This is a genomic window from Streptomyces venezuelae (genome assembly GCF_008642355.1).
Lineage (GTDB): Bacteria > Actinomycetota > Actinomycetes > Streptomycetales > Streptomycetaceae > Streptomyces > Streptomyces venezuelae_B.
The window spans coordinates 5,455,224-5,479,101 of the sequence record NZ_CP029193.1; the positions used below are offsets into that span (position 1 = coordinate 5,455,224).

19 protein-coding genes are annotated in these 23,878 nt (G+C 72.0%); 14 read left to right on the plus strand and 5 right to left on the minus strand.

Annotated features, from left to right (window positions below):
* Nucleotides 1–226 precede the first annotated feature (226 nt).
* The 5 genes from DEJ47_RS25490 (at nucleotide 227) to nudC (ending at nucleotide 10,714) form a co-directional block, all read left to right on the plus strand.
* Entirely contained in the window at nucleotides 227–3,718 is a 3,492-nt protein-coding gene (locus DEJ47_RS25490; RefSeq protein ID WP_398335025.1) for a UvrD-helicase domain-containing protein, read from the plus strand.
* A gap of 160 nt (nucleotides 3,719–3,878) precedes the next feature.
* Complete coding sequence (locus DEJ47_RS25495) at nucleotides 3,879–4,571, plus strand: hypothetical protein (RefSeq protein WP_150171994.1); 693 nt, start codon at nucleotides 3,879–3,881, stop codon at nucleotides 4,569–4,571.
* A gap of 83 nt (nucleotides 4,572–4,654) precedes the next feature.
* A complete protein-coding gene (locus DEJ47_RS25500) occupies nucleotides 4,655–8,272 on the plus strand; it encodes an ATP-dependent helicase (RefSeq protein ID WP_150171996.1) in 3,618 nt (1,205 codons plus the stop codon).
* Nucleotides 8,273–8,282: 10 nt separating this feature from the next.
* Nucleotides 8,283–9,686: a dipeptidase gene (locus DEJ47_RS25505; protein WP_150171998.1), complete on the plus strand. Its 1,404-nt coding sequence runs from the start codon at nucleotides 8,283–8,285 to the stop codon at nucleotides 9,684–9,686.
* 80 nt (nucleotides 9,687–9,766) lie between these two features.
* The gene (nudC, locus tag DEJ47_RS25510) at nucleotides 9,767–10,714 is read left to right on the plus strand and encodes an NAD(+) diphosphatase (protein ID WP_190415555.1); all 948 of its coding nucleotides are present in this window, start codon (nucleotides 9,767–9,769) and stop codon (nucleotides 10,712–10,714) included.
* Between the two features lie 41 nt (nucleotides 10,715–10,755).
* On the opposite strand, the gene DEJ47_RS25515 is transcribed toward nudC, so the two are convergent.
* Nucleotides 10,756–10,995, minus strand: coding sequence for a mycoredoxin (locus DEJ47_RS25515; RefSeq protein ID WP_150172002.1), 240 nt, complete (start codon nucleotides 10,993–10,995; stop codon nucleotides 10,756–10,758).
* Between the two features lie 69 nt (nucleotides 10,996–11,064).
* Here DEJ47_RS25515 and DEJ47_RS25520 point away from each other — a divergent pair, with 69 nt between their 5' ends.
* The 5 genes from DEJ47_RS25520 to DEJ47_RS25540 all read left to right on the plus strand — a co-directional run bounded on the left by DEJ47_RS25520 (nucleotide 11,065) and on the right by DEJ47_RS25540 (nucleotide 15,044).
* Complete coding sequence (locus DEJ47_RS25520) at nucleotides 11,065–13,353, plus strand: ATP-dependent DNA helicase UvrD2 (RefSeq protein ID WP_150175860.1); 2,289 nt, start codon at nucleotides 11,065–11,067, stop codon at nucleotides 13,351–13,353.
* A 163-nt stretch (nucleotides 13,354–13,516) separates the two neighbouring features.
* Nucleotides 13,517–13,858, plus strand: a complete 342-nt coding sequence (locus tag DEJ47_RS25525) for a hypothetical protein (protein ID WP_150172004.1) — start codon at nucleotides 13,517–13,519, stop codon at nucleotides 13,856–13,858.
* Nucleotides 13,859–14,028: 170 nt separating this feature from the next.
* Nucleotides 14,029–14,397, plus strand: a complete 369-nt coding sequence (locus DEJ47_RS25530) for a WhiB family transcriptional regulator (RefSeq protein WP_055565619.1) — start codon at nucleotides 14,029–14,031, stop codon at nucleotides 14,395–14,397.
* On the plus strand, nucleotides 14,394–14,717 hold the full coding sequence (locus DEJ47_RS25535) for a hypothetical protein (RefSeq protein ID WP_150172006.1): 324 nt from the start codon (nucleotides 14,394–14,396) through the stop codon (nucleotides 14,715–14,717). The genes DEJ47_RS25530 and DEJ47_RS25535 overlap by 4 nt, the downstream gene beginning before the upstream one ends.
* Before the next feature lie 117 nt (nucleotides 14,718–14,834).
* Nucleotides 14,835–15,044: a hypothetical protein gene (locus DEJ47_RS25540; RefSeq protein ID WP_150172008.1), complete on the plus strand. Its 210-nt coding sequence runs from the start codon at nucleotides 14,835–14,837 to the stop codon at nucleotides 15,042–15,044.
* Nucleotides 15,045–15,071: 27 nt separating this feature from the next.
* On the opposite strand, the gene DEJ47_RS25545 is transcribed toward DEJ47_RS25540, so the two are convergent.
* Nucleotides 15,072–16,481: an ABC1 kinase family protein gene (locus DEJ47_RS25545; RefSeq protein WP_150172009.1), complete on the minus strand. Its 1,410-nt coding sequence runs from the start codon at nucleotides 16,479–16,481 to the stop codon at nucleotides 15,072–15,074.
* Nucleotides 16,482–16,522: 41 nt separating this feature from the next.
* On the minus strand, nucleotides 16,523–17,656 hold the full coding sequence (locus tag DEJ47_RS25550; protein ID WP_150172012.1) for a ThiF family adenylyltransferase: 1,134 nt from the start codon (nucleotides 17,654–17,656) through the stop codon (nucleotides 16,523–16,525).
* A gap of 203 nt (nucleotides 17,657–17,859) precedes the next feature.
* On the opposite strand from DEJ47_RS25550, the gene DEJ47_RS25555 reads away from it, so the two are divergent.
* The 4 genes from DEJ47_RS25555 (at nucleotide 17,860) to DEJ47_RS25570 (ending at nucleotide 21,738) form a co-directional block, all read left to right on the plus strand.
* Nucleotides 17,860–18,483: a M48 family metallopeptidase gene (locus tag DEJ47_RS25555; RefSeq protein ID WP_150172014.1), complete on the plus strand. Its 624-nt coding sequence runs from the start codon at nucleotides 17,860–17,862 to the stop codon at nucleotides 18,481–18,483.
* A 117-nt stretch (nucleotides 18,484–18,600) separates the two neighbouring features.
* Nucleotides 18,601–20,274, plus strand: a complete 1,674-nt coding sequence (locus DEJ47_RS25560; protein WP_150172016.1) for a TerD family protein — start codon at nucleotides 18,601–18,603, stop codon at nucleotides 20,272–20,274.
* Nucleotides 20,275–20,285: 11 nt separating this feature from the next.
* Entirely contained in the window at nucleotides 20,286–20,966 is a 681-nt protein-coding gene (locus DEJ47_RS25565; protein ID WP_150172018.1) for an AIM24 family protein, read from the plus strand.
* A gap of 16 nt (nucleotides 20,967–20,982) precedes the next feature.
* Nucleotides 20,983–21,738 carry an AIM24 family protein gene (locus DEJ47_RS25570; protein WP_150172020.1) on the plus strand — a complete coding sequence of 252 codons (756 nt, stop codon included), beginning with the start codon at nucleotides 20,983–20,985 and terminating at the stop codon, nucleotides 21,736–21,738.
* 96 nt (nucleotides 21,739–21,834) lie between these two features.
* Here DEJ47_RS25570 and DEJ47_RS25575 read toward each other — a convergent pair whose 3' ends face one another.
* Nucleotides 21,835–22,359, minus strand: coding sequence for an NUDIX hydrolase (locus DEJ47_RS25575; protein ID WP_150172022.1), 525 nt, complete (start codon nucleotides 22,357–22,359; stop codon nucleotides 21,835–21,837).
* A complete protein-coding gene (locus tag DEJ47_RS25580; RefSeq protein WP_150172024.1) occupies nucleotides 22,356–23,831 on the minus strand; it encodes a zinc-dependent metalloprotease in 1,476 nt (491 codons plus the stop codon). The genes DEJ47_RS25575 and DEJ47_RS25580 overlap by 4 nt, the downstream gene beginning before the upstream one ends.
* Nucleotides 23,832–23,878 lie beyond the last annotated feature (47 nt).

The window sequence follows — 23,878 nt, forward strand, 5'->3', positions numbered from 1 at the left end:
TCCTCCGTGCCCACTGGCGTAGCGTCGACAGCACGCATCCCCTTCACCCCGCGGCCACCGTGCGGCCGCTCACAGACCAGCACACCCACCAGGACCGGCGACCCACGTGAGTTCCCCTTCTTCCACTCGGCACATCCGGCACCCGTCGCACCAGCAGGTACGACAGGGGGCCCGGGATGGCTACCGACTGGTGCGTACGCCGCCGGCCCAGACGGGTCCCCCTCGCATGGACGCAGGTCAGCGCCGTGTGGTTGACCACAAGGAAGGACCGCTGCTGGTCCTGGCCGGGCCCGGCACGGGCAAGACCACCACCCTCGTGGAGAGCGTCGCCGCCCGTGTCGCCCGGGGCGCGGACCCCGCGCGGATCCTGGTGCTCACCTTCAGCCGCAAGGCGGCGGTGGAGCTGCGGGACCGCATGGCGCTGCGCGTGGGCGCGGCGCGCGCCCCGCAGGCCACGACGTTCCACTCGTTCTGCTACGCGCTGGTCCGCGCCCACCAGGACACCGAACTGTTCGTGGAGCCGCTGCGGCTCCTGTCGGGCCCCGAGCAGGACGTGGCGGTACGTGAACTGCTCGCGGGACACATCGACCTCGCGCGTGAGGGGCGCAGCCACATCCGCTGGCCGGACGAGCTCCGCGCCTGCCTCACCACCCGCGGCTTCGCGGACGAGGTCCGCGCGGTGCTGGCCCGCAGCCGTGAGCTCGGCCTCGGCCCGGACGCCCTGGACGCGTTCGCGCGCCGCAGCGGACGGCCCGACTGGGGTGCGGCGGCGGCGTTCCTCGCCGAGTACCTCGACGTACTCGACCTCCAAGGAGTGCTCGACTACGCGGAACTGGTCCACCGCGCGGTGCTGCTCGCGCGCCGCCCCGAGGTGGCGCGCGCGCTCGGCGCGCAGTACGACGCGGTCTTCGTGGACGAGTACCAGGACACCGACCCGGCGCAGGTGCGGCTGCTGCACGCGCTCGCCGGGGGTGGCCGGACCCTCGTCGCGTTCGGCGACCCCGACCAGTCGATCTACACCTTCCGCGGCGCCGACGTGAACGGCATCCTGGAGTTCCCCGATGCCTTCACGCGCGTGGACGGGTCCCCGGCGCCGGTCGAGGTCCTGACGACCTCCCGCCGCTCGGGCGCGCAGCTCCTGGCGGCCACGCGACTGCTCACCCGGCGCATGCCGCTGACCCGGCTGCCCGCGGAGAAGGTGCGGGTCCACCGTGAGCCGACGCCGGTCAGGGACGGCGGCCGTGTCGAGGTGTACACGTATCCGACGGCCGGCACGGAACTCGACAACATCGCGGACATCCTGCGCCGCGCGCACCTGGAGGACGGCGTCCCCTGGGGCGAGATGGCGGTCCTGGTCCGCGCGGGCGCCCGCACGATCCCCGCGGTCCGCCGCAGCCTCAGCGCGGCGGGCGTCCCCCTGGAGATCGACGGCGACGACATCGCCCTGCGCCACGAACCGGCGGTGACACCGCTGCTGACGGCGTTGCGGGTGGTGGCTGCCGCGGTGGACGCGGAGGGCGTCCCCTCGCAGGGGGCCTCTCCGGAGGCGGGACAAGAGGCGGAGCTTGGGGCGGACGCCGAGGGTGAGACCGAGCTCGGGCCGGGCGTGGAGGGCGAGCCTGGGCTCGGGCCCGAGGCGGAGTCCAGGCCGGACTCGGAGCCCGAGCCCGAACCTCGGCCCGGGAATGCGGTCGATCCGGCGTTCCAGGGCGCGGCAGGCTCTCAGACCGAGACCGAGACCGAGACCGAAGCCGAGACCGAGGTCGAGGTCGAGGTCGGGGCTGAGGCTGAGCACGGCGCGGAGAGCGGGTCACGGAGCGACAGCGGCAGCCGCATCGTCCCCTCCTGGCTCGACACCGAGACCGCCCTCACCCTCCTGACGTCCCCCCTCGCGGGCATGGACGCCGCCGACCTCCGCCGCCTGGGCCGCGCCCTGCGCGAGGAGGAGCGGGCGGCGGGCAACCACGTACCGCCGCCCTCCGACGAACTGCTGGCCCGCGCCCTCGCCGAGCCGGAGCGGCTCGTCGCGCACGACCCGACGTACGCCCGCGGCGCCCAGCGGCTCGGCGCGCTGCTCCGCAAGGCCCGTGAGCGCCTCGCGGGCGGCGGCACGGCCGAGGAGGCGCTGTGGGAGCTGTGGGACGGCACGCCCTGGCCCAGGCGCCTGGAACGCACCGCGCGGCGCGGTGGCGCGGCCGGCCGCAACGCCGACCGCGACCTCGACGCCGTGTGCGCCCTGTTCGCGGCCGCGGCCCGCGCGGAGGAGCGCACGGGCGGTCGCGGCGCCCTCAACTTCCTTGAGGAGACCGAGGCGCAGGACATCGCCGCGGACACCCTCACGCGCCGGGCGGCCCGCCCCGACGCCGTACGCCTGATGACGGCGCACCGCTCCAAGGGACTCGAATGGCGGCTCGTCGTGGTCGCGGGTGTGCAGGAGGGGCTCTGGCCCGACCTGCGCCGCCGCGGCTCCCTCCTGGAGGCCGACCGCATCGGACGCGACGGCCTCGCCGAACCGCTGACCCCCGGAGCGCTCCTCTCCGAAGAGCGCCGCCTGTTCTACGTCGCCGCCACGCGCGCGCGGGAGCGCCTCGTCGTGACCGCGGTGAAGGCACCCGCCGAGGACGGCGACCAGCCGTCCCGCTTCCTGACGGAACTCGGCGTCGAGCCCAAGGACATAACGGGCCGCCCGCGCCGTCCCCTGTCCGTCGCCGCGCTCGTCGCCGAGCTGCGCGCCACCACCGTCGACCCGCGCGTCTCGGAGGCCCTGCGCGAGGCGGCGGCCCAGCGCCTGGCCCGCCTCGCCGCGCTCGCCGACACGGACGGCCGCCCCCTCGTACCGGCCGCGCACCCCTACCGCTGGTGGGGCATGTACGAACCGACGGCGAGCGAGGTGCCGCTGCGGGACCGCGACAAGCCCGTCGTGCTCTCCGGAAGCGCGCTCGACCAGCTCACCAACACCTGCGCCCTGCAGTGGTTCCTGGGCCGCGAGGTGAAGGCGGACGCGCCCGCGACCGCCGCCCAGGGCTTCGGGAACGTCGTGCACGTCCTGGCCGACGAGGTGGCCTCGGGACGCACCCCCGCCGACCTCGCCGTCCTCATGGAGCGACTCGACTCCGTATGGGACGCGCTCGCGTTCGACGCGCCCTGGAAGTCGGCCCAGGAGAAAGAGCACGCGCGCGTGGCACTGGAGCGCTTCCTCCAGTGGCACGTGATGGACCGCGCGAGCCGCACCCCCGTCGCCAGTGAGCACGGCTTCGACGTGACGCTGGAAGCGGGGCCCTACGAAGTGCGGGTGCGCGGCTCCATGGACCGCGTCGAACAGGACGCCGAAGGCCGTGCCTACGTAGTCGACTTCAAGACCGGGAAGCAGTCCCCGAGCGCCGCCGAGGTCGCCCGCCACCCCCAGCTCGCGGTCTACCAGCTGGCGGTCCGCGAGGGCGCCGCCGACGACCTCTTCGACGGCGTACGTCCCGAGCCGGGCGGCGCCGAACTGGTGCAGCTGCGCCAAGGCGCCGCCAAGAAGAACGGCGGAGAAGCGCTCCCCAAGGTGCAGGCCCAGGAGGCCCTCTCCGGGGAGTGGATCGGCGATCTGCTCGCCACGGCCGCGGGCAAGGTCCTCGACGAACGCTTCACGCCGACCGCGGGCCAGCACTGCACGCACTGCGCCTTCCGCGCCTCGTGCAGTGCGCGTCCTGAAGGCCGTCATGTGGTGGAGTGACGGGCGAGTGACGAGTGAGGCGCCACGAGGACGCCGCACCCGTGGCTATTGTCACGTCGCGCCACCCGGGGACACAGCACCCCTCGGAGCAATCTAAAGTCTCCGTAAAGACATCCTGTGCACTGGCTGAAAGTGCACCTTTTCGAGGAGATGCGCGTATATGGCAGCCAACCGGAAGCTCCTGGCAGTGGCCGTCGCCTGTGCCGCCGCCGTCATCGGCGTGACGGGCTGCAGCAGCGACGGGGACAAGGACCCCTTCGACGGCATGAGCGCCGACAAGATCGCCGACAAGGCCTCCAAGGCTTCCAAGGACGCCGGCTCCTTCACGATGAAGGGCAAGATGGAGCAGAAGGGCGAGCAGAACAACATCGAGTTCTCCGTCGCCGAGTCCGGCGACTGCAAGGGCACGATGGGCTCGCCGAAGAAGGGGACCGCCGAGTTCCTCTCCGTCGGGAAGGTCCGCTACGTCAAGGGTGACGACAAGTTCTGGGAGAGCAGCGGCGGTGGCGCCGTGGCCGAGCTCGTCAAGGGGCGCTGGGTGAAGTCTGCCGAGCAGAACAGCGCGTGCAACCCGGACGACATGTTCAAGTCCGACAAGCTCAAGAACCTGAAGCGTGAGGACGACGCCGAGGTCGACGGCCAGAAGGCCGCCGTCCTCACCAAGAAGAAGGGCTCCGAGACCACCACGTTCTACGTGGCGATGGAGGGCAAGCCCTACTTCCTGAAGGTCGTCAACAAGGGCAGCGACGACCCCGGCTCGGTGACCTTCAGCGACTACGGCAAGAACGTCGACGTGAAGGCCCCGCCGGCCGGCGAGGTCGTCGACCCGAAGAAGATCGCCGCCGGTTCCTGACCTCACGCGTCCCATGAGCGGGCGGTGGCCTCCCGCGTCCGGGTCCGCCCCGGATGTCAGTGGCCACCGCTAGCCTCTCTGGTGTGTCACCTCGCATCACCGATCCCGAGCAGCTCAAGGAGCTCCTCGGGATCCCGTTCACCCCGGAGCAGACGGCGTGCATCATCGCGCCGCCCGCCCCGCAGGTGATCGTGGCCGGAGCCGGCTCGGGCAAGACGACGGTGATGGCCGCACGCGTGGTGTGGCTGGTCGGCACCGGCCATGTCGCCCCCGAGCAGGTCCTCGGCCTGACCTTCACGAACAAGGCGGCGGGCGAACTCGCCGAGCGCGTGCGCCACGCCCTCGTCAAGGCGGGCGTCACCGACCCCGACGCGGCCGACCCCGACAACCCGCCGGGCGAGCCCGTCATCTCCACGTACCACGCCTTCGCGGGCCGCCTCCTGACCGACCACGGCCTGCGCATCGGCCTGGAGCCCACCTCACGCCTCCTCGCCGACGCCACCCGCTTCCAGCTCGCCGCGCGCGTGCTCCGCGAGGCACCCGGGCCCTACCCCGCGCTCACCCGCTCCTTCCCCGACCTCGTCAGCGACCTCCTCGCCCTCGACAGCGAGCTCGCCGAGCACCTGGTGCGGCCCGAGAGGCTCCGCGCGTACGACACCGAGCTCCTGCGCGCACTCGACGGCGTGAAGCTCTCCAACGCCGACCTGCGCAAGGTCCCCGAAGCGGCGGCGGCCCGGCTCGAACTGGCCGAGCTCGTCGGGCGCTACCGCGCGGCGAAGCGCTCCCGCGACCTCCTCGACTTCGGCGACCAGATCGCGCTCTCCGCGACCCTCGCCGACACCCGCGCGGAGGTCGGCGAGATCCTCAGGGACGAATTCCGCGTCGTCCTCCTCGACGAGTACCAGGACACCTCCGTCGCCCAGCGCATCCTGCTCTCCGGACTCTTCGGCGGAGGCACGGGACACCCGGTGACCGCGGTCGGCGACCCCTGCCAGGCCATCTACGGCTGGCGCGGCGCCTCGGTGGCCAACCTCGACGACTTCCCCCAGCACTTCTCGTACGCCGACGGGCGCCCCGCCGCCCGCCACGCGCTCAGCGAGAACCGTCGCAGCGGCGGCCGCCTCCTCGACCTCGCCAACGGCCTCGCGGAGCCCCTGCGCGCCATGCACGCGGGCGTGGAGGCCCTCCGGCCCGCCCCCGGCGCCGAACGGGACGGCGTCGTGCGCTGCGCCCTGCTGCGCACGCACGCCGAGGAGATCGACTGGCTCGGCGACTCGATCGCCCACCTCGTCCGCACCGGCAAGGCGCCCGGCGAGATCGCCGTCCTGTGCCGCACCGCCACGGACTTCGCCGGGATCCAGGCCGCCCTCGTCGCCCGCGACATCCCCGTGGAGGTCGTCGGTCTCTCCGGACTGCTGCACCTCCCGGAGGTCGCCGACCTCGTCGCCGTCTGCGAAGTCCTCCAGGACCCCGGTGCCAACGCCCCCCTGGTGCGGCTCCTCACCGGACCCCGCTGGCGGATCGGCGCCCGCGACCTCGCCCTCCTGGGCCGCCGCGCCCGCCTCCTCGTACGCCCCGGGCACGCCGCGCCCGACGATCCGGACCGCCGCCTCGCAGAAGCCGTCGAGGGGGTCGACCCGGCCGAGGTGATATCGCTCGCGGATGCCCTGGACACCTTCCTGGAGTCACCGCTCGACCCGGGCGACGCCTCCGGAGCCGACGACGGACTGCCCTTCTCGGCGGACGCCAGGGTGCGCTTCGCCCGGCTCGCCGCCGAACTGCGTGAGCTGCGCCGCTCGCTGGCCGATCCGCTCATGGACGTGCTGCACCGCGTGCTCGCCGTCACCGGTCTGGAGGTCGAGCTCTCCGCGTCCCCGGGCGCCCTCGCGGCCCGCCGCCGCGAGACGCTCTCCAACTTTCTGGACGTCGCCGCCTCCTTCGCCGCGAACGACAGCGGTGCGACGCTCCTCGCCTTCCTCGGCTTCCTGCGCACCGCGGCCCAGTACGAGAAGGGCCTCGACAACGCCCTGCCGGGCGGTGAGAACACCGTCAAAGTGCTCACCGCCCACCGGTCCAAGGGCCTCGAATGGGACGTCGTCGCCGTCCCCGGTCTCGTCAACGGCACCTTCCCGAGCGCGCAGGGACGCGAGAAGTGGACCGCACAGGCCAAGGTCGTCCCGCACGAGCTGCGCGGGGACAGGGCCACGCTGCCCGACGTCGACACGTGGGACGCCAAGGGGATGAAGGCCTTCCACGAAGCGATGAAGGACCACCAGCGCACCGAGGAGCTCCGCCTCGGGTATGTGACGTTCACCCGCCCCCGCTCCCTCCTCCTCGGTTCCGGCCACTGGTGGGGCCCCACCCAGAAGAAGCCGCGCGGCCCCTCCGACTTCCTCCAGGCCTTGTACGACCACTGTGCGGCCGGTCACGGCGAGATCGAGGCGTGGGCCGAAGCGCCCGCCGAGGACGAGGAGAACCCCGCCCTCCAGGAAGCCACCGCCGACCAGGCGTGGCCGCTCCCGCTGGACGAGGCCTCCCTGGCCCGTCGCAGGGCGGCCGCACAGACGGTCCTCGCCCACCTGGACCGCCTCACGGGGGAGGGCGCACCGGAGACCGCCCGCTCCCACGAAGAGGCCCACCCGTCGGCACACGCCGACGTGCCGCCGGCCGACGACCCCGAATGGCCACCCCCTCCGGAGGACGAAGAGGGGCTCTACGAAGAGGGGCTCTACGGAGAGGGCCTTCACGGAGAGGGCCTGTACGAAGAGGGCCTGCGCGAAGAAGGCCTTCACGACGATGACTGGGAGTCCCTGGCGACGGAGCGCCCCGCCGTCCCGCACCCCGCGGAGCACCCCGACCCCGCGCCCGCGCACGTGAAGCTCCCCGCACCCCGCCCCGACGCCCGACCCCACCCCGCCGCGGAGGGACCCCCGCGGGCACCCAGCACCTCGCTCACCCCGGAGGAAACCCGCACCCTCGCCTCCTGGGACCGCGACCTGGACGCCCTCACCGGAGAGCTCCTGCGCGCCCGCGAGGCCGTCAGGGACGTCCCCGTGCCGCCCTCGCTCACCGCGTCCGAGCTGATGCGCCTGGCCGCCGACCCCGACGGCTACGCACGGGACCTCGCCCGGCCCATGCCGCGTCCGCCGCAGCCCGCGGCCCGCCGCGGCACCCGCTTCCACGCCTGGATCGAGTCCCGCTTCGAAGAGCTCCCCCTGCCGATGCTCGCCCCGGAGGACCTGCCGGGCGGCGCCCCCGACGAGGCCGAGATCGCCGACGAGCGCGACCTCGAAGCCCTCAAGGAAGCCTTCGAACGCACGGAGTACGCCCACCGCGCGCCCCACCGCGTCGAAGTCCCCTTCCAGTTCGTGATCGCGGGCCGCGTCATCAGGGGCCGCATCGACGCCGTCTACAAGGAAGGTGACGGCGCCGACGCGACGTACGAGATCGTCGACTGGAAGACCAGCCGCACCCGCACCGCCGACCCCCTCCAGCTCGCCGTCTACCGGCTCGCCTGGGCCGAGCAGCAGGGCGTCCCCCTGGAGTCGGTCAAGGCCGCCTTCCTCTACGTACGCAGCGGAGAGACCGCACGCCCCAGGAACCTGCCGGGCCGCGCCGAGCTCGAACGTCTCCTCCTGGAGGGACCGGCCGAGGCCCTGGTCGACGAGCCGCGGGACGAGCCCGCCCCGGATGGCGGATAGGCTCGTGACCATGAGCGAGACACCGGACAGCGCCGTCCGCACGTACATCGAGAACCACCGTGCAGCCTTCCTCGACCACCTCTCCGAGTGGCTGCGCATCCCGTCCGTGTCGGCGCAGCCCGACCACGCGGGGGACGTGCGCCGCAGCGCGGACTGGCTCGCCGCGGCCCTCAAGGAGACCGGCTTCCCGACCGCGGAGGTCTGGGAGACGCCCGGAGCGCCCGCCGTCTTCGCCGAGTGGCCCTCCGACGACCCGGACGCCCCCACCGTCCTCGTCTACGGCCACCACGACGTCCAGCCCGCCGCCCGCGAGGACGGCTGGGACACCGACCCCTTCGAGCCCGTCGTCCGGGGAAACCGCCTCCACGCGCGCGGGGCGGCCGACGACAAGGGCCAGGTGTTCTTCCACACACTCGGAGTCCGCGCCCACCTCGCGGCCACCGGCCGCACCGCGCCCGCGGTCCACCTCAAGCTGCTCGTCGAGGGCGAGGAGGAGTCCGGCTCCCCGAACTTCCGCGCGCTCATCGAGGCCCACAAGGACCGCATCGCCGCCGACGCGGTGATCGTCTCCGACACCGGCATGTGGTCGGAGGACACCCCGACCGTCTGCACGGGCATGCGCGGCCTCGCCGAGTGCGAGATCCAGCTGCACGGCCCCGACCAGGACATCCACTCGGGTTCCTTCGGCGGCGCCGTGCCGAACCCGGCCACCGAGGTCGCCCGCCTCGTCGCCGCCCTCCACGACGAGCACGGGCGCGTGGCGATCCCCGGGTTCTACGAAGGCATCACGGAACTCACCGACCGCGAGCGCGAACTCTTCGCCGAGCTCCCCTTCGACGAGGGCCGCTGGCTGCACACGGCCAAGTCGCACGCCACGCACGGCGAGGCAGGACACACCACCCTGGAGCGGATATGGGCCCGCCCCACCGCCGAGGTCAACGGCATCGGCGGCGGTTACCAGGGCGTGGGCAGCAAGACGATCATTCCGTCGTCCGCCCTGGTGAAGCTCTCCTTCCGGCTGGTCGCGGGCCAGGACCCGGCCCACGTGGAGCAGGCCGTCCGCACCTGGGCCGCCGACCGCATCCCCGCCGGAATCCGCCACACGGTCACCTTCGGCGGCGCCACACGCCCGTGCCTGACCCCGCTCGACCACCCGGCCCTGCAGTCCGTCGTACGGGCGATGGGCCGCGCCTTCGAACAGAAGATCCGCTTCACGCGCGAGGGCGGCTCGGGACCCGCTGCGGACCTCCAGGACGTCCTCGGGGCACCCGTGCTCTTCCTCGGCATCTCCGTCCCCTCCGACGGCTGGCACGCGCCGAACGAGAAGGTCGAGATCGATCTGCTGCTCAAGGGCGTCGAGACGACCGCGCACCTCTGGGGCGACCTCGCGGAGAACTGGCGCGACGCACGCTGACATTCCGCCGGGTCGCCGAGCACGCCCCGGCCCCATGCCCTGCTGAACCACCCATTCCATCGGGGGAGTTGGAAGCACCTGTGACCACCTGGACCGACCGCACCGCAGACCGGCCCGTCTCGCTGACCGCGCCGAGCGGCATCGACCGTGCCGCGCACCACCGCATGGACGAGGCGTGGCTCGCCGCCGCCTGGAGCCACCCCACCACCCGGGTCTTCGTGGTCTCCGGCGGTCAGGTGCTCATCGACGAGACGCCCGAGGGGCACACCGAACTGGTGATGACGCCTTCCTTCGAGGCGCCCCTCACCGAGGAACACCGCTACTTCCTCGGCACGGACGACGACGGCGTCAGCTACTTCGCGCTCCAGAAGGACACCCTGCCGGGCCGCATGGACCAGTCGGCGCGCCCCGCGGGGCTGCGCGAGGCGGGCCTGCTGCTCTCGCCCCGGGACGCGGGCCTCATGGTGCACGCCGTGGCCCTGGAGAACTGGCAGCGCCTGCACCGCTTCTGCTCACGCTGCGGTGAGCGCACCGTCATCGCGGCGGCCGGCCACATCCGCCGCTGCCAGGCCTGCGGCGCCGAGCACTACCCCCGCACGGACCCCGCCGTGATCATGGCGGTCCGGGACAGCGAGGACCGCATCCTGCTCGGCCGCCAGGTGCACTGGCCCGAAGGCCGCTTCTCGACCCTCGCGGGCTTCGTCGAGCCGGGGGAGTCCATCGAGCAGTCGGTGCGGCGCGAGGTCTTCGAGGAGGCGGGCGTCACGGTCGGCGACGTCGAGTACGTCGCCAGCCAGCCCTGGCCGTTCCCCTCCAGCCTCATGCTGGGCTTCATGGCCGACGCGACCTCCTCGGAGATCAACGTCGACGGCGAGGAGATCCACGAGGCCCGCTGGTTCTCCCGGGAAGACCTGCGGGCCGCATTCGAGTCCGGGGAGGTCCTGCCTCCCTACGGCATCTCGATTGCGGCCCGCCTGATCGAGCTCTGGTACGGCAAGCCCCTGCCGAAGCCGGGGACGGTGGGCTGAGAGCCCGGCTCCGAGCCCGCCCGCACCTGGTGCGCCGTGCTTCAGGCCAGCTTCTGCTTGACCTGGGCCAGCGAGGGGTTCGTGAGGGTCGAGCCGTCCGGGAAGAGAACGGTGGGGACCGTCTGGTTTCCGCCGTTCGCCTTCTCGACGAAAGCCGCCGAGTCCGGGTCCTGCTCGATGTTGATCTCGGTGTAGGCGATGCCCTCACGGTCCATCTGACCCTTGAGGCGGCGGCAGTAGCCGCACCACGTGGTGCTGTACATCGTCACAGTGCCCGGCATGTCTCTCGTGCTCCTTCGTTGCTCGGGGTGCGTCATCGCAATGGGTCGAACGTACGCGACCCGGCCACCATTCCCGTATTAGTACGACCGGCTCCGCCTCCCTGTGGACAACCGGCTCACCCGTCCCCGGAGACCTGGCAAGCTGGCTGGGTGACATCAGCAACGCACTCCACCCTCTTCCCGCAGGTCCCGGACTCCCCCGACGCTGTGCTCGACGGGCTCGACCCGGAGCAGCGCGAGGTCGCCACCGCCCTGCACGGACCGGTGTGCGTCCTCGCCGGTGCCGGCACCGGCAAGACCCGGGCGATCACCCACCGGATCGCCTACGGGGTGCGAGCCGGGATGCTGCAGCCCGCCAGCGTGCTCGCCGTCACCTTCACGAACCGCGCCGCCGGAGAGATGCGAGGCCGCCTCCGCCAGCTCGGTGCCTCCGGTGTCCAGGCCCGCACCTTCCACTCCGCGGCCCTGCGCCAGCTCCAGTTCTTCTGGCCGAAAGCAGTCGGTGGACCGCTGCCCCGGATCGTCGACCGCAAGATCAAACTCGTCGCGGACGCGGCCGCGGCCTGCCGCATCCGCCTCGACCGGAACGAGCTGCGCGACCTCACCAGCGAGATCGAGTGGTCCAAGGTCACCCAGACCGTCCCCGCGGACTACGCGGCCGCCGCCGCGAAGGCGGGCCGCGACGTCCCCCGCGACCCCGCCGAGATCGCACAGCTCTACGCGGCGTACGAAGACCTGAAGCGCGACCGTGCCGTCATCGACTTCGAGGACGTGCTGCTGCTCGCCGTCGGCATCCTCCAGGACCGGCACGACATCGCCGAGCAGATCCGCGCCCAGTACCAGCACTTCGTCGTCGACGAGTACCAGGACGTGAGCCCCCTGCAGCAGCGCCTCCTGGAGCTCTGGCTCGGCGACCGGGACAGCCTCTGCGTCGTCGGCGACGCCAGCCAGACGATCTACTCGTTCACCGGCGCGACCCCCGACCATCTGCTGAACTTCCGCACCCGCCACCCGGGGGCCACGGTCGTCAAACTGGTCCGTGACTACCGCTCCACCCCCCAGGTCGTCCGCCTCGCGAACGGCCTCCTCTCCCAGGCCCGCGGCCGCGCCGCCGACCACCGCCTGGAACTCGTCTCACAGCGCGACGCCGGACCCGAACCGGTCTATACGGAGTACGTGGACGAGCCGGCCGAGGCCGAAGGTGCCGCCCGCCGCATCCGCGCCCTCCTCGCCGACGGCGTCCCCGCCAGCGAGATCGCGGTCCTGTTCCGCACGAACTCGCAGTCGGAGATCTACGAACAGGCCCTCGCCGACGCGAACGTCCCCTACCAGCTGCGGGGCGCCGAGCGGTTCTTCGAGCGCACGGAGGTGCGCGAGGCGGGCGCGGCCCTGCGCGGCGCCGCCCGCTTCGGTGGCAACGACGCGCTCCTCGACGACGTGGTCGACCTCCCCTCCCAGGTGCGGGCCGTGCTCTCCACCAAGGGGTGGACGACCGAGCCCCCCGCCGGGTCCGGGGCGGTGCGCGACCGGTGGGAGTCCCTGGCGGCGCTGGTGCGGCTCGCCGAGGACTTCGCGCGGGCCAGGCCGGAGGCGACCCTCGCCGACCTCGTGGCCGAGCTCGACGAACGGGCGAACGCCCAGCACGCGCCGACCGTCGAGGGCGTCACGCTGGCCTCGCTGCACGCGGCCAAGGGCCTGGAGTGGGACGCCGTGTTCCTCGTGGGCCTCGCCGAAGGCATGATGCCGATCACCTACGCCAAGACCGACGAGCAGATCGAGGAGGAGCGCCGCCTCCTCTACGTGGGAGTGACCCGCGCCCGCGCCCACCTCTCCCTCTCCTGGGCCCTCTCGCGCTCTCCGGGCGGCCGCCCCACCCGTCGCCCCACCCGGTTCCTCGACGGACTGCGGCCGGGCTCCGGAGCGGGCGCCGCCGCCCGGGCCGCGAGCGGCGGTCCCGGAGGCATCGAGCGCGGCACCGGCGGAGCCGCGGGTCCGGTGGAAGGGCGACGGCAGCGCAAGAGCCGCACGCCCGCCCGCTGCCGGGTCTGCGGACGGACCCTGACCGAGGCGGGCGAGATGAAGCTCATGCGGTGCGAGGACTGCCCGTCCGACATGGACGAAGGGCTCTACGAACGGCTGCGGGAGTGGCGATCCGGACAGGCGAGGGAGCTGGGGCAGCCCGCGTACTGCGTCTTCACGGACAAGACCTTGATCGCCATCGCGGAGGCGGTGCCCGAGGACGAGGGCGAGCTGGCACGCATCCCCGGCGTCGGCGTCCGCAAGTTCCACCGTTTCGGCGCCGAGGTGCTCGCCATCTGTGCAGGTCAGGACTATGTAAGGGGCGCCGAAGGCGAGTGATTCAAACTCGTCGAAAAAATAGTTTGCGCATGCGCAAGGAAGACCCATAGGTTCTTAACACGGAAACGGCGGCTTCTCCGAAGCCGAGGTTCCGTGCTGTACTTGATAGTCCGCAGGACCGGTTCCGGCCGATCCCCTAGACGCCGAGAGGAGGCGAATTCCAGTGATCAGCATCAACGAGAGCTTCATCAGCACCGCGAAAATGACCGATCGCTCGGTCGTCGCTTCCTGCCTGCTCGGCTTCTCGAACCAGGGCACCGGTCTGTCCGGCGGCATTCCCGCCGTCCGTCCGATGTCTCCCTCCCTGCCTCTCGCCGGTCTTCCCGTCCGCGAGGCCAATGAGGGCAATGAGCGACCGACCAAGGCACCGGAAGCAGCAGTAGCGGAGGCGCAGGCCCAGGCCTATGCCTTTGCGGCAGCCGGTGCCGGATTCCGGAAGCAGACGACGCAGCACCACACGATGTGGGCCTTCCGTGGGCTCGAACCCTGGAGTGATCCAGTCTGATCCTCGATCAGACCGGCGCCTTCAGGGCCGCGGAACCCCACCCGGGATCCGCGGCCCTTCTGTTTTCCCCAGAACAGGGAGAACAGAGCGAAGGGGCCGACAGCAAGACCCGGTACCAGCCGCCAACCGGCCGACCCAGGCCGGCACGACCAGACGAGGAAAACACCACCGTGCAACTCGAAGCGCACGCCCCGTCCGTACCGCCTTCACAGACGCTCCCCCCGCCCGCACCCACGGAGGACCCGACCTTGACTCCCCTCACCGCGCTCACCGCGCTCGACGACGCCATCGAGAACCTCGGCGTACCCGTCCCCTGCCGTGCCTACGACCCGGAGGTCTTCTTCGCGGAGTCGCCGGCCGACGTCGAGTACGCCAAGTCCCTCTGCCGTACCTGTCCGCTGATGGAGGCCTGCCTCGCGGGCGCCAAGGAGCGGCGTGAGCCGTGGGGCGTCTGGGGCGGCGAGCTGTTCGTCCAGGGCGTCGTGGTTGCCCGCAAGCGGCCCCGTGGTCGCCCGCGCAAGAACCCGGTCGTCGCATGAACACCGCCGGAACCATCGACCGTCCCCTCACGCACGACCCCAAGAAGCAGGCCCCGATGAAGGCAGCCACCAGCGAGTCGGCAGGCACCGCCACCCCAGACTTCACCACCACCGGCGCGTACGTTCCGCGCCAGAACAGGATCCGAGAGATGCAACTCAGCCCCGAAGCCATGGCCCGTGCGCATATGCACGAACGCCTGCGCGAAGCCGAGGCTCAACGCCCGGCCGAGCGCCTGATGGCGGCCCGCCGCATGCAGCGCCGCGCGGAGCGCGCCTCGCTGCGTGCCCGGCGCGCGCTCGCCATAGCGGTCATGCAGTAACAGCCGCGCAGGCGCATCGGCACGACGACATACAACCGCGGGGGACGGTCCGAACGGACCGTCCCCCGCAGTGCGTTGTACTCACCGAACTTCCCCACGCGGCGATATGGTCGCCCGGTGGCAGAGCAAGAACAGCAGGGACAGCAGAGCCCCGAGCCCCCGGAGCCGGAGCAGCTCGTGTGCTCCCGCTGCGGCACGGTCGCCGAGGGCACACCGCCGACCTGGACCTGCTCCGTCGAGAACGGCGTCCGCCACTACTTCTGCGACGCCTGCGCCCGGGCCAACCTCAGAGCCATCGAAGGACGCCTCGACTCCGACTGGTGGTGAGCCGCCCGCGCGCCGGGCACCCCACCGTCAGCCCTCCGCCGCCGCGCTGCCGTCCGTAACCGCCCCGACCGCCTCGTTCTCCTCAGCCCCTTCAGCCCCGTCAGCTTCTTCCGGCTCCTCCACGAAGCCGGGCAGCCACTCCTCCAGTTCGTCCCGCATCCGCACCGTCGCCCCCAGCTGGCACAGCACCCCGATCGTGCTCACCGTCACGCGGTGTATCAGCAGATAGGCGGGCGGCAGATTCAGATACCGGCCCAACTGGTAGGCGGGGGAGCGGACATCGGCGAGCCGGGCCGCGTGCTTCCGCATCCAGGCCCGGGTGAACGTGTACTCCTCGACCGCCATGGGCTCGATGATCGGCAGCAGATAGTCGAGCACCGCCTGCGGCTCCAGATCGACGGACTCCTTGACGAAGCCCTCCGCGCACAACATGTCGTAGACCGCGTCGGCCTCGCCCTCCAGCGTCATCCGCAGGGACGTCCCGATGGTCGGGGGCAGCCCGTCGGGCAGCCGGTCGACCGTGCCGAAGTCCAGGACCCCCAGGCGATACCCCGCCTTCTCGTCGAAGAGCAGCCGGAAGTTGCCGGGGTGCGGGTCGGCGTGCAGCAGACCCGTGCGGGCGGGACCGGAGAAGAGGAAGCGGGCCAGGAGCTGACCCGCCCGGTCGCGCTGCTCCTCCGTGCCCTCCGCGATCACCTCGGAGAGCGGCGTTCCGTCCATCCACTCGGTCACCAGGACCTGATCGCTCTGGTGCACCACCTGCGGCACCACCACGTCGGGGTCGTCCGCGAACTCGTCGGCGTGCGCCTGCTGGGCCTGGGCCTCCAGACCGTAGTCCAGCTCCTCCGACACGCGGTCCCGCAGCTCGGCGATGAGCGGCTTGATGTCCATCCCCGGGATCAGCGGCCCCAGCAGACGGGCGAACCTGCTGAGCTGGTTGAGGTCGGACAGCAGCGCCTCGCCCGCCCCCGGGTACTGCACCTTGACCGCGACCTCACGGCCGTCCGTCCACACCGCCCGGTGCACCTGCCCGATCGACGCGGCGGCCGCGGGCTTGTCCTCGAACTCCAGGAACAGCTCGCGCCAGTCCTCGCCGAGCCGCTCCGCCAGGACGGAGTGCACGGTCCGGGTGGGCATCGGCGGCGCCGCTTCCTGCAGCTTCGTCAGCGCGGCACGGTAAGGTCCCGCGATCTCCTCGGGCAGCGCGGACTCGAAGACGGACAGTGCCTGCCCGAACTTCATGGCGCCGCCCTTGAGCTCACCGAGGACCTTGAACAGCTGCTCGGCCGTGCGCTGCTGCAGCTCGCGCCCCACGATCTCCGCCGACTTGCCCCCGATCCGCTTGCCCAGGCCCCAGGTCGCGCGCCCCGCGAAGCCGAGTGGCAGCGCGGCCAGTTTGGCGGTTCGGGTGACCGCCTTCCGGGGAAGATCAGACATGCGCCCCTCCAAGTCCCAGACAGCCGCGCCTTGTCAGGCGGTTACCCGGCCATTGTTGCGTGCGGCTTCTCAGCAACGGTGAGCCGATCCCCCTTAACGGACACGCCCGCCCCACAAGAGCATGATGGATGCGGCCAAATCGGGCTCGAAAGCCACTCGAATCCGGGCACGGAAGCCGTGTGTCGCACCCCCGAGCAGGCCGACGGGCCGCCGTCCAGGAAGGTCAGGGCATGCCCGGCCGCGAGACCTGCGACCGAGGTCGACAGCGCCAGGTCGCACGCGGGCACGTGACGCGACTGACCCGAGCGCCACTGGGCCAGCATCCGCGGCCAGGTGGGATCGCGGTCCGCACGCTGCCGGAACAGACACTCCGCGCATGCGGTCGTCCCCGGCAGGACCAAGGGGCCGACCACGCCCGTCCCCTCGATCACGCCCGCGTAGAGATGAGGAGTGCCCGAGGCGAGCAGTTCCTCGGCTGCCGAAGGGGCTGGCGCGTACGCGTCCAGGCCGTCTCTCGGAGCGATGATCACCAGGGACAGGTCCGCTCCGTCCCCCTCGGCCGGTGACTGCCGGGGCGGACGCCCGGGAGCTGCCTGTCGCACCATGCGGCGCGCGGCCGTGTCCCTGCGCTCGCCGATGGACTCGGCGGGCAGTCCGCCCGGCGCGACATCCCACGGACGCACCTGTCCGCCGTCCCGCACCTCGACCCGGCCGACCCCCGCGCCCGCCAGCAACGAAGCCACCACGGCGCCCACCCGGCCGGCGCCCTGGACCCGCACACGCACCGTCCGGCGCGCCGCCATCTTCGCAATCGCATCGCCCGGCCCCGGCGACTGGAGCGAGAGCGAGGCCACGTCGCCCCGCAGCCGGTCCAAGGTCTCCCCGCGCCCGCGCAGCGCGTCGGCCGCCGGGCCGCCCCCGGTCGAATCGTCGAGCAGACCCGCCCGCGACAGCTCACCCAGCAGCCTGTCCACATGCCCGTCCGGCAGCCCCATCCGCCGGCCCTCCTCCCGCAGCAGAGGGACCCCGCGCGTGCCGTCCAGCAAGGTCAGAAAGCTGCCCGTCGCCGTGTCCATCGGTCCGAGCACCAAGGCGTGCGCGGGTGCCACCCCGAACTGCACGGTGCTCAGGTCCCGCCAGCCGCGCCGCAGTGCCGGTTTCACGATCGGATGCATGGTCGTCCCCCGTCGGCCGGTCGGCGCGGACTCGTCCGCCGCGCTCGGTCGAATGCCAGAATGCCTGCCTCAGCGAACCCCTGCGTCGCGTTGTCCACAGGCGGTGGGTATTCGTCGTACTAATCAAACGGACGGGGAGCGGAACAGCGCCGAACCGTCCCGGAGGCGGGACTTCCCCCATGCCCAGCGGGTAACGTCGGGGCGTGCCCGCCGACCCGTCCCCTCGCGTCGCTGGGGAGACCTCAGCGCGTCGCGCCGGAGCTCCACAGCGCAGCACGACCAGCCCGTCGCCGTCCGGCGCGGGGGCCGGCGCGGTCGAGGTCAGACGGAGCGCCCGCCGCCGCAGAACGGTCTCCGCGTACCGGGAGGGGGACCGCACCGTGGTCCTCATCCCCGCCCGGATGTCCGAGGCGGAGGAGCAGCGCTGGGTCACCGTGATGCTGGACAAGCTCGCGGCCCAGGAGAGCAAGCGGCTCCTCGGCGACGCGGAGCTCGCCGAGCGCGCGGGTCAGCTCTCCGACCAGTACTTCGCGGGCCGCGCCAGGCCCGAGTCGGTCCGCTGGGTCACGAACCAGAACACCCGGTGGGGTTCCTGCACCCCGGCCGAGGGCAGTATCCGTCTCTCGCACCGGTTGCAGGGCATGCCCGAGTACGTCGTGGACTACGTCCTCGTCCACGAGCTCGCCCATCTCCTCGTCCCCGGTCACGGCCCGCGTTTCTGGCGTCTCCTGGAGGCCTACCCCCGCACCGAGCGCGCCAGGGGGTACCTCGAAGGGGTGGTCGCCGCCGGGCGCCTGCCTCATCTGCCGGCCGCCCGAGAGGAGTGAACGACCGCCGGATCCCGCGGTTGTGTAGCGGGTCTGTACCGGCTTGGCCCGCCGTCGGACTTTGCGGTTAGCCTGACGCGACGTATTCACATTCGGGATGGGGGACGGTCGTTACGTATGGCCAGGGAATTCCAACGCGGCCACAAGGCCAAGGTCAGTGACCTCACCGCCGGAACGGATCTGTACGTCGGCGTACAGATCTCGGCGCCGGGACTGACGTTCGACATCAGTTGCTTCGGCCTGGACGCGAGCGAGCGGCTCTCGGACGACCGTTACTTCATCTTCTTCAACCAGCCGAAGTCGCCCGAGGAGTCGATCCAGCTCCTCGGTGCCCAGGCCGGCGACTCCGAGTCCTTCCGGGTCACCCTCGACCGCATCCCGCAGCAGATCCAGCGCCTGTCGTTCACGGCGACGATCGACGGCGCCGGACAGATGTCGCAGGTCGCGTCCGGGTACATCCGCATCGTCGCGGGCGGCGAGGAAGTGGTGCGCTACGCCTTCACCGGCGCGGAGTTCTCCACCGAGCGCGCCGTCATGCTGGGCGACTTCTACCTGAAGGACGTCTGGCGCTTCGCCGCCATCGGACAGGGCTTCGACGGCGGCCTCGAGGCGCTCCTGCGCAACTTCGGCGGCGAGGTCGCCGAGGAGGAGCCCGCCGCCCCGCAGCAGCAGGCCGCCGCCCCTTCCTTCGCGCCGCCCGCCCAGGCCGCCGCGCCGCCCGCGTTCGGCGCCCCCGCCGCCACGCCCCCACAGGCCCCCGCCCCGGCCCCCGCGCCCGCCCCGGCCCCCGCACAGCACTTCGCGCCGCCGCAGGGCGCCACGCCGCCCCCGGCCCCGGCGTCCGCGAGCCCGCCGGTGCACGCGGCGCAGACCGTCGTGGCACCGCTGAACCAGCCGCCGGGAGGAGCCATGCCGCCCCAGCCGGCCCCCTCGCCGTACGGCCAGCCGGGCCAGCAGCCCCCTCAGCAGCCGCAGTTCGGCCAGGTCCCGGGCCAGCAGCAGACGCCACCGCCGCCCCCGGGGTACGGCCAGCAGCCCACCGCCCCGCCGCCTCCCGGCTACGGCCAGCAGCCCCCGGGCGGCCAGTTCCCCGGCCAGCCCACCGCCCCGCAGGGCGCGGCACCCCAGGGCGCCGGTGTGGCTGCGGCCCTCCAGAAGTACCGCGAGGCACCCACCGGGCAGCGCTGGACGCAGCAGAACGAGAAGCTGATCCGCGTCGACCTGGGCGTCGCCGACCAGGCGATCCTGGCCCGTCAGGGCAGCATGGTGCTCTACCAGGGCAAGGTCGAGTTCAGCTACAAGGGCGCGGGCTTCGCCGGCCGCATCGTGGGCAATGCCACCGGTCAGGAGATGCAGCTCATGCGCTGCTCCGGCCGGGGCCAGGTGTTCCTCGCCGAGGAAGCCACCCATCTGCACCCCATCGAACTCCAGGGTGACGCGATCTGTGTCTCCGCGGAGAACGTCCTCGCCTTCGACGAGACCCTCCAGCACGAGGTGCGCAGGATCGAGGGCCACGGGATTCCCGGCGGCGCCCTGTTCGTCATGCAGTTCCAGGGCACCGGCACGGTCATCGTGAAGACCCACGGCGTGCCCGTCGTGCTGCCCGTCACACCGACGACGTTCGCGGACTGCCACGCCGTCGTCGCCTGGTCGGCCGCCGCGCAGGCGATCGTCTCCAGCCAGGTCAGGCTGCGCAGCAACGCCTACGCGGGCTCCACGGGGGAGAGCGTGAACCTCCAGTTCCGTGGCGCGCCCGGCAATTTCATCGTCGTCCAGCCGTACGAGGTCTGAGGGAGCCCGTCATGAATCAGCAACTCGCGGGCTTCGCCCCCGCACCCGTCGCCGCCCGCATGGAGAACCACGGGCACCACATGGTCAAGGTGGCCATGCAGACCGGCAACGACCTCTTCGCGCGCGTGGGCTCGATGGTCGCCTACGAAGGGTTCGTGCAGTACGAGCCGAATCCGCCCGCCGTCCGTCAGGTCGCGCGCGAGTGGATGACCGGCGAGGGCGCACCCCTGATGAAGTGCTCGGGAGACGGCCTGCTCTACCTCGCCGACTACGGAGCGGATGTCGTCCTCATCAATTTGGCGGGCGACTCCCTCTCGGTGAACGGCACCAACCTGCTCGCCTTCGACGCGTCCCTCCAGTGGGGTGTCGAGCGGGTCAAGGGCATGGCCAAGTTCGCCGGACAGGGCCTGTGGAACATCAAGATCTCCGGTCAGGGCTGGGTCGCGCTGACCTCCCGCGGCACGCCGATCGTCGTGGACTGCGGCCGTGGCGAGGACGAGACGTACGTCGACCCGGACGCCCTGATCGCCTGGTCCCCGAACCTCAAGGTGAAGGGCAAGCGCAGCTTCAAGGCCGGCTCCCTCATCGGGCGCGGCAGCGGCGAGGCCTACCAGATGGGCTTCTCCGGAGAGGGCATCGTCGTCGTACAGCCCAGCGAGGACAGCACCGACCGCCTCCGAGCACGGGGCTGAGGGGGAGCAGGACACCATGCAGAGCCCACTTTTCGCACACGCCGAGCAGCAGACCCAGGAGCGCTACTCCGTCCAGAACCCGCAGCTGCTGCGGGTCGCCCTGGAGGGGCACGACGACGTCCTGGCCCGCAAGGGCGCGATGGTCGCCTACCAGGGGATGATCGAGTTCGACGCCGAGTACCAGAGCCAGGGCAACCAGCGGGCCCGCGCGCACACCGGCGAGGGTCTCGACCTGATGCGCTGCCACGGCCAGGGCACGGTCTACTTCGCCAACCTCGCCCAGTACATCCACGTAGTGGATGTCGACCAGGACGGGCTGACCGTGGACAGCAGCTACGTCCTCGCGATGGACTCGTCGCTGACCCACCAGGTCATCGCCGTCGACAGCCAGTACGGCATCTCCGGCTCCGGCAAGTACCAGCTCAACATCTCAGGCCGCGGCAAGGTCGCCCTGATGACGTCGGGCCAGCCGCTGATGCTCCAGGTCACACCGGACCGGTACGTCAACGCGGACGCCGACGCGATCGTCGCGTGGTCCAACGGCCTCCGCGTCCAGATGCAGGCCCAGACCCATTCCTCGGGCGTCTGGCGGCGCCGCGGCAACACCGGCGAGGGCTGGGAGCTCAGCTTCATGGGACAGGGCTACGCGCTCGTCCAGCCGAGCGAGATGCTGCCGCCCCAGAACGCGGTGATCGGGCGGGGCGCCCAGGCGCAGTTCGGGGTCGGCCAGGAAGGGGCCCGGGGGCAGAACCAGGGCAACGTCTGGAGCTGAGCGCTCCGCTGGGTCGAGCGGAGGAGGTCGCGGGGGACTGCGGACCGGCTGCGGCTGGTCGCGCAGTTCCCCGCGCCCCTGTTCAGGGCACTTGCGCTACAGGCGGGTCCTCGTCGCCTCGACCAGGCGCACCACCGAATCGTCGGCGACGTCCGCCACCTCGTCGTACGCGAACCAGCGCAGGTCCAGTGACTCGTCGCTGATCGCCTCGACCGCGTCGGGCGGGGCCAGCGCGGCGTACTGCACGTCCAGGTGCTGGGTGCACGGTCCCGGGATCGGGTGCCGGTCCAGGCGGACGGGGCCGCCCGCGAGCAGCGTCAGGCCGGGCACGCCGGACTCCTCCGCGGCCTCGCGCAGCGCCGCCGCCGCGAGCGTCGCATCCCCCGGCTCGCAGTGGCCGCCCATCTGCAGCCACATCCGCAGCTTCTTGTGCAGGGTCAGCAGGACGCGTCCGCGGGTCGGGTCGACCACCAGGGCGCTCGCCGTCACATGACCGTCCGTACAGGCCTTCCACAGGCCGGCGTCGCCGTGTGCCGCCAGGTGATCCAGGTAGGCCTGGCGCAGCTCGGGCTGGTCCTCGTACGCCTTGAGCACGAGGACCGTGTCGTCGTACAGACTCACTTGTCGCCGTCGTCCTTGCCGTCGCCCTCGGTGCCGTTCCCGTCGTCCTTCTTGAGGTCCGGCTTCGCGGCACCGCCGCCCGCCGCCTCGCCGAGCATCTTGTCCAGTTCGGAGAAGTCCAGCTGCTCGCGGTGCACGAACCCGTCCGGGTCGTCCAGGTCGGTGGCGGTCGGCAGCATGTCCGGGTGCTCCCACAGGCCGTCGCGGCCGTCGACACCTCGCGCGTCGGTGAGCGAGGCCCACAGGCGCGAGGCGTCCCGCAGACGGCGCGGACGCAGCTCGAGACCGATCAGCGTGGCGAACGTCTGCTCCGCGGGGCCGCCCGTCGCACGGCGGCGGCGCAGCGTCTCCCGAAGGGCGTCGGCGGACGCCAGACGCGGCTTCGCGGCGGCGTGGACCACCGCGTCCACCCAGCCCTCCACGAGTGCCAGAGCGGTCTCCAGGCGGGCCAGAGCGGCCTTCTGGGCCGGCGTGTCCTCCGGCTGGAACATGCCCTGCTGGAGTGCTTCCTGCAGCTGCTCCGGGTTCTGCGGATCGAGCTGGCCGACGACGTCCTCCAGCTTGGCCGTGTCGACCTTGATCCCGCGCGCGTACCCCTCGACCGCGCCGAACAGGTGCGAGCGCAGCCACGGGACGTGGGCGAAGAGCCGCTGGTGGGCGGCCTCGCGCAGCGCCAGGTACAGCCTGACCTCGTTCTTGTCGATGCCGAGGTCCTTGCCGAACGTCTCGATGTTGACCGGCAGCAGCGCGGCCTTGCCCGAGGGGCCGAGCGGCAGGCCGATGTCGGTGGAGCCCACGACCTCGCCCGCGAGGACGCCCACGGCATGGCCGATCTGCTGGCCGAACATGGCGCCGCCCATGGAGCGCATCATGCCGATCAGCGGGCCCGCCATGGCCTGCATCTCCTCGGGCAGCACATCGCCCATGGCCAGGCCGACGCGCTCGGCGACCGGGTCGACGAGCTCCTTCCAGACCGGCAGGGTCGCCTCGACCCACTCTGCCCTGCTCCAGGCCACGGCCGTGCCGGACCCGGACGGCAGCGACGTCGCGTCGTCCAGCCACAGGTCGGCCAGGCGCACGGCCTCCTGGACGGCGGAGCGCTCGGCCGGACCGACGCTGGCGTCCTTGACGCCGTCCGCCGTGCCCTGGGACACGGTCTGGCGGGCGATGTCCTTGGCCATGTCCCAGTTCACCGGGCCGCCCTCGTACGAGAGCATCTGGCCGAGCTGCTGGAACGCGGCACCCAGATCGTTCGGGTTCATCGAACCGAACATCGCGGCGAACGGGTTGTCACCGCCTCCGGGACCGCCGGCACCGGCCCCGGGGAAGCCCCCGAAACCGAACGGGTTCGCGGGTCCACCTGCGCCTTGTCCCCCGCGCTGTCCCTCTCCGGGGGATTCCTTCTTCTTGCCCTCGTCGCCGTCTTCCGGCTCCTCCGGCGGAAGGCCGAATCCGAATGGGGTGTCACTCACGGGATTCCTCGGCTCGTCAGGCCGCCGGTTTCGTTCCGGCGGCGGCT